The organism is Kribbella sp. ALI-6-A (genome assembly GCF_001984195.1).
In the GTDB taxonomy this organism is placed as follows: domain Bacteria; phylum Actinomycetota; class Actinomycetes; order Propionibacteriales; family Kribbellaceae; genus Kribbella.
In genome coordinates this window covers 999,803-1,016,492 of record NZ_MTQN01000011.1, presented here as the reverse complement: position 1 = coordinate 1,016,492, position 16,690 = coordinate 999,803, and the positions used below count along the sequence as shown (strand labels likewise).

12 protein-coding genes are annotated in these 16,690 nt (G+C 70.2%); 7 read left to right on the top strand and 5 right to left on the bottom strand.

What is annotated here, in order from left to right; all coding sequences use genetic code 11:
- Window positions 1-24: 24 nt before the first annotated feature.
- On the bottom strand, window positions 25-726 hold the full coding sequence (locus tag BWI15_RS25320) for an endonuclease V (protein ID WP_237771453.1): 702 nt from the start codon (window positions 724-726) through the stop codon (window positions 25-27).
- Between the two features lie 158 nt (window positions 727-884).
- Between BWI15_RS25320 and BWI15_RS25315 the strand changes: the two genes are divergently transcribed.
- Both BWI15_RS25315 and erpA read left to right on the top strand, forming a co-directional pair.
- Window positions 885-1,979 (top strand): glycerate kinase family protein, encoded by a 1,095-nt coding sequence (locus BWI15_RS25315; RefSeq protein ID WP_077016925.1) that lies wholly within the window; start codon window positions 885-887, stop codon window positions 1,977-1,979.
- Window positions 1,980-2,137: 158 nt separating this feature from the next.
- Window positions 2,138-2,500, top strand: a complete 363-nt coding sequence (gene erpA / locus BWI15_RS25310) for an iron-sulfur cluster insertion protein ErpA (protein WP_077016924.1) — start codon at window positions 2,138-2,140, stop codon at window positions 2,498-2,500.
- Between the two features lie 57 nt (window positions 2,501-2,557).
- Here erpA and BWI15_RS25305 read toward each other — a convergent pair whose 3' ends face one another.
- Window positions 2,558-4,003: a DHA2 family efflux MFS transporter permease subunit gene (locus BWI15_RS25305; RefSeq protein WP_077016923.1), complete on the bottom strand. Its 1,446-nt coding sequence runs from the start codon at window positions 4,001-4,003 to the stop codon at window positions 2,558-2,560.
- 111 nt (window positions 4,004-4,114) lie between these two features.
- Here BWI15_RS25305 and BWI15_RS25300 point away from each other — a divergent pair, with 111 nt between their 5' ends.
- From BWI15_RS25300 to BWI15_RS25290, 3 genes are all read left to right on the top strand, one after another.
- Window positions 4,115-4,822 (top strand): TetR/AcrR family transcriptional regulator, encoded by a 708-nt coding sequence (locus tag BWI15_RS25300; RefSeq protein ID WP_077016922.1) that lies wholly within the window; start codon window positions 4,115-4,117, stop codon window positions 4,820-4,822.
- 105 nt (window positions 4,823-4,927) lie between these two features.
- The gene (locus BWI15_RS25295; RefSeq protein ID WP_083750993.1) at window positions 4,928-5,860 is read left to right on the top strand and encodes a TRM11 family SAM-dependent methyltransferase; all 933 of its coding nucleotides are present in this window, start codon (window positions 4,928-4,930) and stop codon (window positions 5,858-5,860) included.
- Window positions 5,861-5,960: 100 nt separating this feature from the next.
- Window positions 5,961-6,443 (top strand): VOC family protein, encoded by a 483-nt coding sequence (locus tag BWI15_RS25290; protein WP_077016920.1) that lies wholly within the window; start codon window positions 5,961-5,963, stop codon window positions 6,441-6,443.
- Here BWI15_RS25290 and BWI15_RS25285 read toward each other — a convergent pair.
- Window positions 6,427-7,611 carry a M20 family metallopeptidase gene (locus BWI15_RS25285; RefSeq protein ID WP_077016919.1) on the bottom strand — a complete coding sequence of 395 codons (1,185 nt, stop codon included), beginning with the start codon at window positions 7,609-7,611 and terminating at the stop codon, window positions 6,427-6,429. The two genes, BWI15_RS25290 and BWI15_RS25285, sit on opposite strands and share 17 nt — an antisense overlap.
- Before the next feature lie 6 nt (window positions 7,612-7,617).
- Window positions 7,618-9,003 (bottom strand): serine hydrolase domain-containing protein, encoded by a 1,386-nt coding sequence (locus BWI15_RS25280; RefSeq protein ID WP_237771452.1) that lies wholly within the window; start codon window positions 9,001-9,003, stop codon window positions 7,618-7,620.
- Between the two features lie 158 nt (window positions 9,004-9,161).
- On the opposite strand from BWI15_RS25280, the gene BWI15_RS25275 reads away from it, so the two are divergent.
- Both BWI15_RS25275 and BWI15_RS25270 read left to right on the top strand, forming a co-directional pair.
- A complete protein-coding gene (locus BWI15_RS25275) occupies window positions 9,162-9,698 on the top strand; it encodes a dihydrofolate reductase family protein (RefSeq protein ID WP_077016917.1) in 537 nt (178 codons plus the stop codon).
- Between the two features lie 86 nt (window positions 9,699-9,784).
- Window positions 9,785-10,720 (top strand): diacylglycerol/lipid kinase family protein, encoded by a 936-nt coding sequence (locus tag BWI15_RS25270; RefSeq protein ID WP_077016916.1) that lies wholly within the window; start codon window positions 9,785-9,787, stop codon window positions 10,718-10,720.
- 180 nt (window positions 10,721-10,900) lie between these two features.
- Here the strand turns inward: BWI15_RS25270 and pulA are convergent, their stop codons facing one another.
- Complete coding sequence (gene pulA / locus BWI15_RS25265) at window positions 10,901-16,621, bottom strand: pullulanase-type alpha-1,6-glucosidase (protein WP_083750992.1); 5,721 nt, start codon at window positions 16,619-16,621, stop codon at window positions 10,901-10,903.
- Window positions 16,622-16,690: the final 69 nt, after the last annotated feature.

Below are 16,690 nucleotides of genomic sequence, written 5' to 3'. Positions count from 1 at the left end.
GGTCTCCAGACTCGCGGGTGCTGGTCATCGCGCCACCAGTCCGTCCCGGCACGCCCGGTCGGCCGCCCGCGTCGTCTCCGGGAGCCGGTACCGCGGCGCCAGCTCCAGCACCCGCTCCACCGCCGTCGCCAGGGAGACCCGGTGCCCGACCGAGACGAACACCGGTTTGGTTTTGTTCTGCGTGCGCAGGACCTTGCCGACGACGTCACCGTCGAGCACCAAGTCGCTCGCGTTCCCGCGCAGCGGACCTGGTTCGTCCCAGTCGCCGACGAAGGCGGTCTTGGCGACTCCGATGCTCGGGAGTCCGGTCACCACGCCGAGGTGACACGCGAGGCCGAATCGCCGGGGATGCGCGAGGCCTTGGCCGTCACAAACCAGCAGGTCGGGGGTCACTTGAAGCCGGTCGAGCGCGGCCAGCAGTCCAGGAACTTCCCGGAACGCGAAGAGCCCTGGGACGTAGGGAAAGCTGGTCCGGCCGCGCACAACCGCGCGATCGACTTCCCGGAGCTCGACCGGTCGGGGGTCGGCCGATCCTGGGTCCGCCGATCCCCGGTCACCCCGTCCGAGGACCTCCAGCACCACCACCGCCGCGGCGTACTCGTCGCCGTCGTACGCGACGTCCAGCCCGGCGACGTACCGCGGGTGCTGCGGGCCCGGCCCGACGGCGTCGACCTGAGCGCGAAGCCGCTCCTGGATCGCGATCGCCTCGTCGACACTCGGATGCACCGGGCGCAGGCTACCGGGTGGGCGCCCGCGACGACGGCCCCGCGGGCCGACCGGGCAGAGGCCGCAGCACATCGGCCGCCGGCGCGGTTCCGACTCCCGCGTCCGGTGGGTGGGCTGCGGTGGCGCACCACAGGCCACCGGTTTGCGAGGATGGGCCCATGCGCGTGCTGATTGCTCCGGACAAGTTCGCTGGGACGCTGACGGCGGTCGAGGCTGCGGCCGCGATCGAGGAGGGGTGGCGTCGGCGGGACCCGGAGGCCGAGGTGCTGGTGGCGCCGATGGCCGACGGTGGGCCGGGGTTCATCGACGTCCTGGCGGCTGTTGTCGACGGCGACTTGCTGTCGGTGACCGTACGCGGACCGCTCGGCGGTGAGGTCCCCGCGACGGTGCTGGTGGCCGGCGAGACGGCGTACGTGGAGACCGCGCAGGCGTGCGGGCTGCACCTGGTCGAGCCGGCGGACCGGCGGCCTGAGGACGGTACGACGTACGGCGTCGGCCAGCTGATCGCGGCCGCGGTGGACGCCGGGGCGAAGCGGATCATCCTCGGGCTCGGCGGGTCCGGTACGAACGACGCGGGCGCGGGCCTGCTCGCGGCCCTCGGCGCGACCGGCACAGGCGGCAGCCTCGACGCGGGTGCGGCAGGTCTGGCCGGGCTGACCGGGGTCGACCTGGAGCCGGCCCGGAGCCGGATGGCGGGCGTCGAGTTCGTCGCCGCGAGCGACGTGGAGAACCCGATGCTCGGTCTGCGCGGCGCGACCAACGTGTTCGGCAGCCAGAAGGGCGTCACCGACGACCGCAAGCCGGTCGTGGACGGCTGGCTGACCCACTTCGCCGAGCTCGCCGACCGCAAGACGGCCGACAAGAAGGGCGCGGGCGCGGCCGGGGGACTGGGCTACGCGCTGCTCCTGCTCGGTGCCGAGCGCGTCTCGGGCATCGATCTGGTGGCCGAGCTGACCGGGCTGAAGGAGAAGGCCGGGCGGGTCGACCTGGTGCTGTCCGGCGAGGGCGCGTTCGACTTCCAGTCCCGCGACGGCAAGGTGATCGCCGGCGTGGCGAAGGTCGCGAACGACGCGATGCGGCCCTGCGTGGTGCTGGCCGGCAAGGTCCTGATCGGCGCCCGCGAGATGCGCACGATGGGCGTCGAGTCGGCGTACTCGCTGGTCGACGCGGTGGGCGAGGAGCAGGCCTTCGCCGATCCGCACGGCTCGCTGGCCGCGGTCGCCGAGCGCGTGGCCCGGACCTGGGCGCGCTGACCACGCCGCAGGCACGGATGTTGATCTGCGAAATTGGTGTGCGACCATGGGAATGAAGACGGGCCGGCAGCTGTTGGCCCGTGTTGACAGCAGAACTTTCGCGCCCGACTGGCTGCCCACTCGCAGTCGAGCGCTCACGATGATGACTGGAGTCAGGAATGACTGAAGCGCAGACCGAGCAGGCCACCGCCGCCGCGACGGGGATCCTGTTGACGGACGGGGCCGCCGCCAAGGTGAAGGCGCTGCTGGACCAGGAGGGTCGCGACGACCTCGCGCTGCGTGTCGCCGTGCAGCCGGGTGGTTGTTCCGGCCTGCGGTACCAGCTGTTCTTCGACGAGCGTCAGCTCGACGGTGACGTGGTCGCCGACTTCGACGGTGTGAGCGTCGTCACCGACCGGATGAGCGCGCCGTACCTCAAGGGTGCGTCGATCGACTTCGTGGACACGATCGAGAAGCAGGGCTTCACGATCGACAACCCGAACGCGACCGGCTCCTGCGCCTGCGGCGACTCGTTCAACTGAGCCCCTTCGAAGCCCCCGGCACCTGATGGTGCCGGGGGCTTCGTCGTGTCCGCAGGCTCAGTGGGCGCCGGTCTCCGCGCGGGCCCGCCGGGGCAACAGCCAGGTCAGCGCCAGCGACACGACGAACAGGCCCGTCGCGACCAGCGTGCTGGTTTTCGCCGCGTCCAGGAAGCCGGCCGACGGCAGCAGCTGGAAGAAGATCGTGCCGATCACCGCGACCCCGATCGCCCCGCCGAACTGCTGCATCGCGGTCAGTACGCCGGACGCCGACCCGGCCGCCCGGTCGTCGATCGAGGCCAGGATGATGTCGAACAGCGGCGCGAACACGATGCCCGAACCGATCCCGACCGCCAGCAGCGGCGGCACCAGGTCCCAGATCGTGGTCGCGTCGCCGTTGCGCACCAGCGTGAACCACACCCACACCATCGCCGCCGTCATCACGCCGATGCCGAGCTGCAGGGCGATCCGGCCGAGCTTCGGCGCGAGCCACCCGCCGGACAGTCCCGCGCCGATCGCGATCCCGAGCGAGAACGGCACCATCGCCAGGCCGGCCTTCAACGGGCTGTAGTGCAGGCCGAGCTGGGTGAACAGGTTGAGCACCAGCGTGAAACCGGACATCGCCAGGAAGAACGTGCTGATCACCGCGAGCCCCGCGACGTACCCGCGGCTGCGGAACAGCGACGGGTCGATCACCGGGTTGCCCGACCGGCGCTCCCGCCGGCCGAACAGCGCGAACACCGGCGCAGCGGCGACGATCATCGCGATGCTCCACAACGGCCAGCCCAGCTCGCGGCCCTGCACCAGCGGGTAGATCAGCAGCCCGGCGCCCAGGCTGACCAGGATCACGCCGGCCGGGTCCAGACCGCGCGCGTCCGGCGTCTTCACCTCAGGCATCCAGCGCAGCGCCCCGACGACGGCCGCCAGCCCGATCGGCACGTTGATCCAGAAGATCATCCGCCACCCGGCATCGAACCAGTTCGCGTCGATCAGTACGCCGGCCAGCACCGGCCCGGCGACCGCGGACAGACCCATCACCGGCCCGAACAGCCCGAACGCCTTGCCCAGCTCGTCCGGCGGGAACACCGACTTCAGGATCGCGAAGCCCTGCGGGATCATCACCGCGCCGAGCAGACCCTGCGCGACCCGGCCGCCGATCAGCAGCTCGGGGGAGGTGGCCAGCCCGCAGAGCGCGGAGGCGACGGTGAAGCCGACCGCGCCGATCACGAACAGCCGGCGCCGCCCGACCAGGTCCCCGAGCCGGCCGAAGCTGACCAGCCCGATCGCGAACGCCAGCGTGTACCCGGCCAGCATCCACTGCACCGCGGCGTTCGACCCGCCGAGGTCGGCCTGGATCGACGGCGCGGCGATGTTCACGATCGTGGCGTCGACCAGATCCATGATCTCGGCGACCAGCACGGTGCCGAGCACGATCCAGCGCCACCGGTACGGCGTACCGGTGGCTGAGGTCACCTCGCCGGGCGAGGTGTTGGTTGAAGTGGTCACGGGCGCTCTCCCTGAGGCGTGCGGCGTACTTTCGAACACTGTTCGTTGACGAACATCGTTCTACGCACGAATGGTGTTCGTGTCAAGTACGGTGTTCGCTACAGTGGACGGGTGAATCAGACGCCGTGGCAGCCGATCAGTCCCGCCAAGCCGGTCCGCGCCTCCCGGGAGCCGCTCACGCGGGAGCGGATCGTCGACGCCGCGCTGCGTCTGCTGGTCGAGCAGGGCTACGAGGCGGTCTCGATGCGCAAGGTCGCGCAGGCACTCGGCACCGGCCCGGCCTCGCTCTACGCCCACGTGGCGAACAAGAAGGAGCTCGACCAGCTGATGCTCGACCGCGCCGCGGCGGAGATGGACCTGCCGGACGTCGATCCCGAGCAGTGGCAGGAGCAGCTCAAGGCGGCGATGCGGGAGATCCTCCGGGTGATGCGGGCCTACCCCGGGCTGGCGCGCGCGGCGATCGGGCAGGTGCCGCTGGGGGAGCACGCCCTGCTGACCACCGAGCGGATGCTGGCGATTCTCAAGGCCGGCGGCGTTCCGGACCAGGCGGCGGCATGGGCGGTCGACCTGATTCCGCTGTTCATCACCGCGACGGCGTTCGAGGAGAGTGTGCAGGGCGCGGCCGGCGTCGCACCGGAGGATCTCGATGTCTTCGTCGACCAGCTGCGGTCGTACTTCGGTTCGCTGGACCCGGCGCGGTTCCCGCTCACGATCGCCCTGGCCGCGGCGATGACGACCGGCGCGAGCGGCGACGACCGGTTCGAGTTCGGCGCCCAGGTGATCGTCGCCGGCCTCGCGTCGATGGTGCCGCGGGACTGAGAACGGCGACGACCACGAGCAAGCTGGTACGGTCGGTGGCTGCCGTCTCCGGCGCTCATCTCGGGAGTCACCTTGCTGTTGGATCGTCCTGTCCAGGATCAGCTCGTGCTCACCACGGTCGGCGGTGCGGAGGACCTGATCGCCGGACTGGACGTCGTCGGCCGCTCCGACGGCGCGGTCACCTGCCGGGTCGACGGGCCGCTGCGAGCCTTGTCCGAGACGCGGCTCTACATCACCGCCGCCGTCCAGCTCGTGGATGCAGCCGCCGTACTGCGCTCGGCCGAGTCCGGCGTACTGTCCGCGCTCGAGGGTCCGGTGCGGTTCCGGATCGCCCCCGGTACGCCGGACGCGCGCGCGTTGTGGGACCTGCTCGTCGACAAGCTCGGGTGGGCCGAAGACCCTTCGGACTGGGCGGTGAACTTCGTCGCTGACCCGGCCGGCGGCTGGCTCGGCGAGATCGGTCCGCTGCACTGGTCGCGCAACTACCCGCAGCTGGACCGGCTCCCGTGGTCGACCAAGCCGGTGGTCGCGGAGGTGATGATTCGGCTGGCGAAGGTCGGCACCGAGCACCACCTGCTCGACCCGTTCTGCGGGACCGGCACCATCCTGCTGGCGGCGCACCCGTTCGCCTACGGACGCCTGATCGGCTCCGACCGTGACGAGAAGGCGATCGAACTCGCTCGCGCCAACCTGTCCCGCGCGGGCGTCCGGGCCGAGCTGTCGGTCGGTCCTGCGGAGAAGCTGGCCGTTGCCTCCGGCACCATCGACCGGGTGGTGACCAACCTGCCGTTCGGCAAACTCGTCGGCAGCCACGGCGACAACGCGAAGCTCTATCCGGCCGCCCTGAAGGAGATCGCCCGGGTCCTGCGACCGGACGGTCGCGCCGTCCTGCTGACCGAGGACAAGCGCCTGCTGAAGGACGCCGTCGCTCGGACCCCCGGCCTGAAGCTGGTCCGCGACCGCCTGCTGAAGTACTCCGGCGCGACTCCCACGGTTTTCGTGCTCACCCCGACCCGCCGCCGCCAGAATGCCCGCTGAACCTGCCGGCTGTGCGAACCGGCCGGAGTAGAGGACAGCTCCTGGCCACTACGACCCCTAGCGTTCTTGCTGTCCGCAACCGCAGCAGGAAGGCACCGAGATGACCGTCAACCCGATCCCCGCCGGCTACACGACCGTCACACCGTGGATGATCTCGCCGGACACCACCGCGTTGATGGACTACCTGACCAGGGCGTTCGGCGCCGAGGACTGCGGCCGGGTGGTCGACGACCAGGGCGTGGTCGGCCACGCTGAGATGCGGATCGGGAACGCGATGGTGATGATGTTCGACGCGCGACCCGAATGGCCCCCGACCCCGGCCTTCCTGCGCCTGTACGTCGAGGACGCGTACGCGACGCACCGGCAGGCGGTCGCCGCGGGGGGAACCTCGGTGACCGAGGTGACCGAGCTGTTCTGGGGCGACGTGGTCGGACGGGTCCGTGATCCGTTCGGCAACCTCTACTGGCTCCAGACCCGGGTCGCGGACCTGTCCGAGGGGGAGATGGCCGAACGGATGGCCGACCCGAAGTACATCGCGGCGATGGAGTACGTGCAGAGCGCGAACTTCATGCTCCCGGAGTGAGCAGGCGTAGCGCGGTCAGGGTGTAGGCGCGGGCGGCCGTCAGCAGCTCGTCGACGGCGACGGACTCGTCGGCGCGGTGCGCCTGCGTGGTGACCGAACCAGGACCCAGGACGACCACCGGTACGCCGAGGTCGCGGGCGACGTACCCGCCATCGCACGCCGCGGTCCAGCCGCCGAGGGGAAGGCCCGGGCCGCCTGCCGCCCTGAGTGCGGTGTCGGTGATCCGCACGAGGTCGGCGTCGGCGGGGGTTTCGAAAGCGGGCATCTCCATCGGCATCGCGAGATCAACGCTGAGGCCGCGGTCCTCGAGGTGGAGTGCGGCGACGCGCTCCCGGAGGTCGTCGAGCACGGCTGCGGGCAACTCGCCGGGCAGCAGCCGCCGGTCGGCGACCAGCACACACTCCGCCGGCACGATCGAGCCGCCGGTGCCACCGCTGATCTGCCCGACACTCCACGTCGCGGGGCCGAGCAGTGGATGCGGCGCGCGCGCCAGTTCCGCGTGCAGCCGCTCGATTACGGCCACCACGGCCGCTGCGCCGTAGATCGCGTTGGCTCCGTCCGCCGGATTGCCCGCGTGACAGGCCCGCCCGTGCACCTCGACCCGCAGGTAGGAGTCGCCGCGAGCGCCGATGATCGTCTGCAGGTCTGTGGGTTCGGTCGTGATGCACCCACGGAACGCGCGGTCCACCGAACCGACGTACGCGCGGATGCCCTTGCCGGTCTCCTCTTCGTCGACCAGCGCGGCGAGCTCGACGGAACCGGACAGGCCGACGCCTCGCAATGCGGCCAGCGCCGCGAGGGACGCGGCCAGGCCCCCCTTCATGTCCGAGGCGCCGCGGCCGTGGATCCGCCCGTCGATCAGCTCGCCGCCGTACGGGTCGGTGGTCCAGCCGCCACCAACGGGTACGACGTCGGTGTGGCCGAGCAGGAGCAGTCCCGGCTCGTCGCCGCCGGGCAGGGTGATGCTGAGGTTGCCGCGGCCGGGTTCGACGGGGGTTTCGACGACGTCGAGGCCGAGCTCGGCCGCCGCGGCCGCCAGGACGGCGACCGTCGCCGCCTCCCCACCCGGCGGATTCTCGCCGGTTGCCCGCAGCAACGATTGGGTCAGCTCGACCAGTCGCTGCTCGTCGATCCGGTCGAGCACGTCCCGCTCGGTCCGCGTGGTCATCGCGGGCTACCCGGAGACGATGGTGTGGTCGGTCGTGCCGAAGCCCACGTTGTAGCTGACGTCGACCGTCAGGTGGTCGCCCGTCGGACGGCAGCGCAGCGTGAGCACGAACGGCGTCTCGAGCACGCGAAGGGTCCCGACGAAGGTCTCGCCGTCGCCGTGGGCGGAGGTGACGATGCGCTGGACCGGGTCGGTGAGGGTGTAGGACTGCTCGTTCCAGTCCCCGGGCGCGAAGACGATCTCCTGGGAGCCGGTCTCCCAGGGCCGCGCGGCGACGAACGTGAAGGTGCCGGTGCCGTCGGGGTCCAGCCGGATCGCCGAGATGCCCGCGTCGTTGGCCGGGAACGTGTAGGTCCGCCCGTCGCCGGGCGCAGGGGAGGGGCCGCTCGGGGGCGAGAGCTTCAGCTCACCGGTCGCTCCCGCACCGCCCGCGCCGCCCGCACCTTTCAGAACCGGAAGCAACCGGTCCCAGACGAGATCGAGCGTCGCCTGCATGTCCGCGGTCGCGCTGGTGATGATCAGCGCCGTGTCGTGGTCGGGCAGCACGAGGCAGTACTGACCGAAGGCTCCGTCGCCGCGGTAGGTGTTGTGCCGGCCGCGCCAGAACTGGTACCCGTAGCCCTGCTGCCAGTCCGGGTTCGACTCCACGCTGTTGTCGACCTGCGCCGACGTCGCCGCGTCGATCCACTCCGCGGGCACGAGCTGCTCGCCGTTCCAGACGCCGCGCTGCAGCAGGAGCTGCCCGAAGTTGGCCAGCGAGTGGGTGTTGAGACTCAGTCCCCAGCCGCCCATGTTGATGCCCTCGTCCGAGGTCTCCCAGATCGCCTCGGTCGCACCGAGCGGCTCGAACAACCGGGGCCGCAGGTAGTCGATCAGCTTCTCGCCGGTCACCTTCTGCACGATCGCGGACAGGATGTACGTCGCGCCGCTGTTGTAGACGAACGGCGCACCCGGGGCGTTCTCCACGTCGAGCTGGAAGAAGCCCTGCACCATCCGCCCGGTCCGGCCCAGCCGGTCGACGGTGTCGGCGTCGTGCCCGGTCGACATCGTCAGCAGGTGCCGGACCTCCATCGCGGCCAGGTTGTCGCTGATCTTGTCCGGCAGGTCGTCACCGGAGAAGAACGAGACCACCTTGTCGTCCACCGACAGCAGCCCGGCCTCGACCGCCAGCCCGACCCCCATCGAGGTGAAGCTCTTCGACACCGAGAACAGCAGGTGCCGGTCGCTCAGCCGGTACGGCGACCACTCGCGCTCGAGCACCACATGCCCGTGGCGCACCAAGATCATGGTCTGGATCCCCTGGCCGGAGGCGTCCAGCGCGGAGACGAACCCCTCCAGCCCGGCGCTGGACAGTCCCTGAGCTTCTGGCGTACTGCGCGGAAGGTTGGTCACCGACAGCACGCTAGCCCTCGGCACCGACAAACTCATCCGCCTTCTTCGCCGGTGAGACGCCCGGCCGGAAAAAGTTTCCGGCACCGATGTCGATTCCGTTCCGGCCCGGTCGACGCACGGGCAGAAGCAAGTCCAGCCCAAGACCAAGGAGCACCCTCATGCGCAAGATCGTGGCCGGCCTGTTCATCTCCCTCGACGGCGTCACGCAGGCCCCCGACACCTGGCACTTCCCGTACTTCAACGACGAGATGGGCGCGGCGGTCGGCGCGTTGAGCGCCAGTGCCGACACCATGCTGCTCGGCCGCCGGACGTTCGAGGAGTTCGCGTCGTACTGGCCCTCGTCGACCGACGAAATGGCGGCGCAGATGAACAACACGCCGAAGCTGGTCGTGTCCACCACCCTCGACAGCGTCGACCACTGGCAGAACTCGACGCTGGTCGAGGGCGACCCGCTCGAGTCCCTGACGGCGCTGAAGGACAGCCCGGGCAAGGACATCAGCGTCGTCGGGTCCTCCACGCTGGTTCGGTCGCTGCTGCGGGCCAAGGTGCTCGACGAACTGCACCTGTTGGTCCACCCGATCGCCGTCGGTCACGGAGCCCGCCTGTTCGACGAGGGCGAGACCGTGCCGCTCGAGCTGGTCTCCGCCACGACGTTCTCGACCGGCGTGCTGCACACCGTCTACCGGCCGGTCTGAGCGCCGGGCGAGTACAACTGGGTTTCCGGGGCACAGCGTGGAATGCTGCTCCCTCCCAGTACGACTCCCGAACGGACAGGCACCCGGTGAACCCTGAAACCCACGACCAGCCAGAACCGACTGGCCGACCGCGGGCCGCGGTGATCCTGAACCCGATCAAGGTGCCGGACGCCGACGAGTTCCGCGCCAAGGTCGACGCCGCGCTGTCCGAGCGGGGGTACGACGACTCGCTCTGGCTGGAGACCACCGTCGACGACGCCGGCTACGCGATGGCACACCGGGCGATCGAGGAGACCGCGGACCTGGTCGTGGTGGCCGGCGGCGACGGGACGGTCCGGGTGGTCTGCGCCGAACTGGCGCGGACCAACATCCCGGTCGCCATCCTGCCCGCCGGCACCGGCAATCTGCTGGCCCGCAACCTCGGGATCACGCTCGACCTCGACGTCGCGCTGGCGGAGCTGCTGGACGGCTCCGAGAAGCGGATCGACAGCGTGATGATCACGGGCGACCAGCTCGACACGGACCGGTTCGTGGTGATGGCCGGGCTCGGCCTGGACGCCGCGATCATCGCCGACGCCCGGCCGGAGCTGAAGGCCAAGGTCGGCTGGGCGGCGTACGTGATCTCGGCGGTGAAGAACCTCAACCACCCGTTCATCCGGGTCGAGATCACCGTCGACGACCAGCCGCCGGTCCGGCGCCGGGCCCGCACGGTGGTGATCGGCAACGTCGGCACCCTGCAGGCGAACATCCCGCTGCTGCCCGACGCGTCGCCCGACGACGGCCGGATCGACGCCGTCGTCCTGGCACCGCGCCGGGTCGGCCAGTGGCCCCGGCTCGCGCTCAGCCTGCTGATCAAGCGGTTGCGGGAGAGCCACATCGACCGGTTCACCGGCGAGCGCATTCAGGTCCGCGCGTCCAGGGTGGTCGGCCGCCAGCTCGACGGCGACACGATCGAGGACGGCCGCACGCTCAGCGCCGAGGTCGACCCGTCGGCGCTGGTCGTCCGGATCCCGGGCAACTGACGGAGGACCGTCCGCCGGGTCGCCGGCGGGTGACCGCCCTGGCCGAGTGGTCCAGGCGTGGCGCCGTGCGGTGACGCGGACGTGCACCACTCACCAACCTCCCGCCAGACCCGGTCGCCGACAGCCGTGAGGCGTGCCGTCGGCGCCGGGCCCGGGGTTGGTGAGTGGTGCAGGTACGGCTCAGCGCTGGACCAGCACCGCGATCGTGCGCGCCGGGACCGACACCGTGCCGGTCGCGGCTGTCCAGGTCGTCTGTTTGACGACCGGGTCCGAGCCGTTGAGCTGCACAGGTGACAGCGACAGGTTGGCGCCGGTCAGGCCCGGGACCTGCTGGGTGACGGTCGACCCTGTGCTGTTGAAGACCACCACGACGCCCTTGAGCGCCGGGTCGACGTTCGGTCCGACGGAGTCGTCGATGCGCATGGTCACGACTCCTGGGACGGCCGCCGGGGTGCCGCTCAACGGGAAGCTCAGCTTCTGGTTGATCAGCTCCGCCGAACCCAGCCGGAACAGGGGAGTGGAGAAGCGCAGCTCGAGCAGATCGGCGGCCGCCGCGGAAGCCGTTGCCACGTCGCCGGCCGTCGGTTTCAGAGCCGGATTGGCGAGCAGCGGCTTCATGTACGACCACTTCGCCTCGTTGTCCGGCTTGGGCGGCAGCCCGTGCCCGAAGCCGTTGTCCGCACCCGTCCAGTCCAGCAGGTTGAACCAGTCACCCGAGTCGTACGAGTTGCGATCCAGCGACTTGCTGCGCAGCAGATCCGTGCCTGCGTGCCAGAACGACGGCGTCTGCGCCAGCGCGGTCGTGGCCAGCGACAGCGTGTTCATCCGCACCCGGTCGGCCATCGGCAGTGTCGCCGGCAGCTTGAAGGTGAGCGAGTCCCACAAGGTTTCGTTGTCATGGGCATCGACGTAGGTGATCACCTCGTCCGGCTGGTCGGCGTACCCCGCCGGGGATCCGTTGTAGTCCACCCCGTCACCCCGTACGACGGCCCCGCTCTCCGCCGACCGGAACGAGTACGCCCGGAGGTTGCCTGCCAGTCCCAGCTGGACCAGGTCGGTGTCGTGCGCCAGCCGCTTCGCCTGATCGGCGGGCGAACCGTTGACCGGGGCACCGTTCGGGTCGCTCGCCGCGCCCGAGCCGAAGCCCTGTACCCGCGGATCCTCGTCGAACGGCCCACCGCCCCGGACGCCGTCCCGCAGCCGGTCCGAGAACGTCGCGATCCCGGTGCCGCCGAGGTTGCCCTGCCGGGCCTGCTCGAACAGCGCGTCGTTCGCGACCTCGCCGAAGTTCCAGCCCTCGCCGTACAGGAACACCTTCTTGCCGTCGACGCCGTCCCGGGCGGGCGTCAGCTGGTCGAGTGCCGCGCGGACCTTCAGCATGTTCGCCTTGCTGTGATGCCCCATCAGGTCGAACCGGAACCCGTCGACCCGGTAGTTGCGGGCCCACGAGACCGTGCTGTCGACCATGATCTTCTCGGCCATCGTGTGCTCGGTCGCGATGTTGCTGCAGCACGTCGAGGTCTCGACGGCGCCCGACGCGTTCAGCCGCTGGTAGTAGCCGGGGACCACCTTGTCGAGCACCGAGGTCGGCGCCTGACCGGCGGCCGGCGTGTGGTTGTAGACCTGGTCGAGCACGATCCGCAGGCCGGACTTGTGCAGGCCGCCGACCATCGTCCGGAACTCCGCGACCCGGCTCAGCCCGTCCTTCTGTACGGCGTACGAACCCTCCGGCGCGAGCCAGTGGTACGGGTCGTAGCCCCAGTTGAAGCCGTCCTTGGCCGCCACAGCGGCGACGCACGCCTGCTGCTGCTCCGAGTCCGGCGGCAGCGCCTTCAGATCGCAGGCGGGCTTCTCCTGCGCGCCCTCCGGGATCGAGGCGATGTCGAACGTCGGCAGCAGGTGGACCGTGTTCAGCCCGGCCTGCGCCAGCTTGCGCAGGTGCTTGGTCCCGGCGCCCTCGTCCGCGAACGCCAGGTACGTGCCGCGATGCGCTGCCGGCACAGTGGTGTCGTTGATCGAGAAGTCCCGCACGTGCAGCTCGTAGATCGTCGAGTCCACCGAACGCGCGAGCTTCGGCGCCGGCGTCTTCGCCCAGAGCGCCGGCTTTCCGGCCGGGTCGTCGAGATCCACCGCCACCGAGTACGTCGAGTCGGTGGTCAGCGCGACCGAGTACGGGTCGGTGACAAGGTTCGTCTCCACCTTCCCGGTGCTCGGCGCGAACACCTTCACCTCGTACCGGTACCGCGCCCCGGACCACGCCCGTCGCCCGTCCGCGGTCCACGAGCCGTCGGCGTTGCGCCGCATGGCCACTCGCTGCGAGCCGACCAGCAGAGCCACGTTCTGCGCGGTCGGCGCCCACAGGGTGAACCGCGGGACCCCGCCGTGCCACGTCACGCCGTACGAGCGACCGGCCGCCGCGCCGTACAGGTCATCCAGTACGCCGGGGATCTGCACCCCGGTCGCGTCGAGCAGCCGCCCGGCGTCGTCGTACTGGGCGAGGCCGAGCTGCCCGGTCAGGATCTTGCGCGCATCGGCACCGTCGAGCCGCAACGCGGTGTACCCCTTCAGCGCCGGGAACTTGGCCAGCACCTTCGCCGGCAGACCCGCCGGATCCACCCGCAGACCGGCCGACGAGCCGCCGATGTCGTCCGCGTCGACCGCGAGCGAGCCGGTCGGCGACCAGTGCAGCCGCCACCGCGACCGCTCCGGGTGAGCGACCGGCGGTACGGCGAGCACGTCCTTGGCCAACCAGTACGCCTTGGCCTGCTTCAGATCGGGCTGTGCCCCGGGCTTGGAGGTCGTCACGGTCAGCTGATGGGTCGCGAGTGCGTACGAGAACGTGACGACCAGCCCGTCCCCGGGAACGGTGATCGGGATGTTGGCACCGGTCGGGCTGCCGCCCGCGCCGTAGCTCTCGTCCCAGGACAGACCGTGCGCGACCTTCGCCTCATAACTGCCCGCTCCCAACTCGCTCGTCGACCAGGTGAACGTGCCGTCGCCGTCCTGGTCGGTCAACCAGGGTCGCATGCAGTCCGGTGACCAGTCGGCCGGGCAGCCCAGCTCGGACTGGAACGAGCCCGGCACGGTGACGATCGGCCCCTGCGCGTCCGAGGTGACGAAGTGCCGGCCGTGCTCGTAGTAGAACGTGGTCGGCGTCGCGGGCGCGGTGTAGGAGATGTTCGCGCCATTGAGGTTGCCGCCGGCCCCGTAGTTCTCGTCCCAGGTCTTGTTGATCGCCGCCTTGTACGCGTGCTCACCCGCGGGGATCGAGTACGTGCCCTTCCAGACCTTGTCCTTCGGGTCGAGCGTCAGCTGAGCCTGCTCGCAGTCCGGCGACCAGTCCGCCGGGCAGCCCATCTCGCTGTTGTGGTCGCCGGGCACGCTGACGTTGGCCGGCTGGGTGACCGGACCCGTCCCGCCGCCACCGCCTCCGCCGGGCGCCGGCGGGTCGCCGACCACGCCGTACGAGCTGGAGACCGAGTAGTTGCCGGACACATCCTTCAGGACGGCGCGGTATTCCAGGAGGGTGCCCTTGGCAAGCTTCGAGACGTCGTGGAAGACCCGGTACGGCGCGTTGTCGTCCGACCCGAGCCGCTGCCAGGCCGTCGTACCGACCGGGCGGACGCCGAAGGTGACGGTGACCGGCGTGTTCGCCGGCACGGCCGCGGCGATCTCCGCGCGGCCGCCGACGGTCGCGCCGGGCTCCGGCGAGCTCATGAAGACCGCGGGCGCCTTGGACCGGGACGGGACCTTGGAGAGCGCCTGGTAGACGGTCACCGACAACGGCGGCTGGGTGAGCTGCGCCCGGCCTTCCCGGTCGGTGACGAAGGACTTCGAACCGCCGTACACCGGCCGGAAGACCTTCGACCCGTACGTCGGGATCGTCGCGGTCTTGGCGGTGGTCGAGTTGTTCGAGACGACCAGGTACTCGACCTTGTCCGCGCCGAGCCGGCTGAACGCGTACAGGCCGCCGGTGTTCGACGAGTACCGGTGGATCTGGGTGCCGTCGGCCAGGGCCGGGTACTTCGCCCGCAGCTTCTGCAGCCCGGCGATGTGCCGGTACATCGGCGCGTTGACGTTGAACGAGTCCTTGCTGCCGATCGTCGAGGTCCCGGTGCCGTCGACCACCTCGTCGTCGGCGTACTCGCTGGTCTTGGTCGCGAACATGTCCTGGCGCGCGTCCTTGTCACCGCCGGCACCGGTGAAGCCCTGCTCGTCGCCGTAGTAGATCACCGGCTGGCCGCGGGTCAGGAACATCAGCGAGTGCGCGAGCTTGTCGCGCTGCAGCAGTTCCTGACCGGATGCCCCGGCCTGCTTGAGGAACGTGCCGACCCGGCCCATGTCGTGGTTGCCGAGGAACGTCGGCAGTTGGTAGGCGTTCGAGTCGGCGTCGGTGTAGTAGTCGTCGCCTGCGTAGAAGTCGCGCAGCTTGGTGCTCGGGTCGCCCTTGGCGAAAGCGACCGCGTTCTGCTGGAAGCCGAAGTCCAGCGTGGCCTGCAGCGCGCCGGCGGTGGTGTAGGTGGACATGAACCGCGGGTCGGCATCGAACACCTCGCCGAACATGAAGAAGTCCTTCGACCCCTTGGCCTTCGCGGCCTTCAGGACCTCCGGCGAGAACTTCTGCCAGAACTCCAGGTTCACGTGCTTGACGGTGTCGATCCGGAATCCGTCGATGCCCATCTCGGCCCACGCCTTGTAGACGTCGATCATGCCGTCGCGGACCTTCGGCTGCTCGGTGAACAGGTCGTCCAGGCCGACGAAGTCGCCGTACTCGGCCGACTCCCCGGCGAAGGTCGAGTCGCCGCGGTTGTGGTAGAGCGTCGGGTCGTTCAGCCAGTTCGGCACCTTGACGGTTTCGTCGGCCGGGGTCCGGAAGACCGGGACGTTGGGAAAGCTGACGTTCCTGTCCAGCGGCGGGAAGGTGTCGCCGCCGGCGTACTGCTTGTCGTCGAAGACGTTCCCGGCGGCGTCCTTGTACGGCGAGGTGCTCTTCGGCACGTAGCCGTACTGGCCGGACTGGTAGGCGATCACGTCGGCGGTGTGGTTGGTGATGATGTCGAAGAAGACCTTCATGCCCTTGCCGTGGGCGAGCTGGATCAGCTTCTGCATGTCCGCGTTCGTGCCCAGATGTGGATCGATCTGGGTGAAGTCGGTGATCCAGTAGCCGTGGTACCCGGCGCTGACGTCCGCGCCGGAGCCCTGCACCGGCCGGTTCTTGAACGACGGCGTCAGCCAGATGCTCGTCGTCCCGAGGGACTTGATGTAGTCCAGCTTCTGGATCACGCCGGCCAGGTCGCCGCCGTGGTAGAAGCCCTTGTCGGCCGGGTCGAGCCCGGTGGTCAGCCGGTCACCGGTCAGGCCGCCGGCGTCGTTCGACCTGTCGCCGTTGGCGAACCGGTCCGCCATCAGGAAGTAGAACCGTTCCTTGGTCAGGTCCTGCCGCAGGCTCGGGCTCGCCAGCGCCTTGTCGGCCCGAGTCGGCGTCGGGCCGGCCACGTCCACCGGCGCGACGCTGACCACGTGCGTGGTGTCGTCGTAGCTGAACCGCAGCTTGGCCGGGCCTTCGAGCGTCAGCGGGATGTTCGCGCCGTTCAGCACGCCGCCGGCACCGTAGTTCTCGTCCCAGCCGCCGTTGACGGTGACCTTGTACTCGTACGAGCCGGCCGGCACCTCGAAGACCTTCCCGTACGGCGCTGCTGTGCCGAGCGTGGTCGCGGCGCAGCCCGGGTCCCAGTCGCCGGCACAGCCGAGCTCGTTCTGCAGCGACCCGGCGAGCGTGATCACTCGCTCGGCGGACGTGGCGGCGGGTGCGGCGGACGGCGTACCGAGCCCGACCGCGGCCACGGCGACCGCGGTCGCTCCGGCCAGCAGGCGGGCACGGCGCATGACGAACCTGAGCATCGCGGGTTCCCCTCCCAAGACAGAACAATCTGCCCGGGACGCTAGCCCGCGACTCCGGGTGGGGGAAGG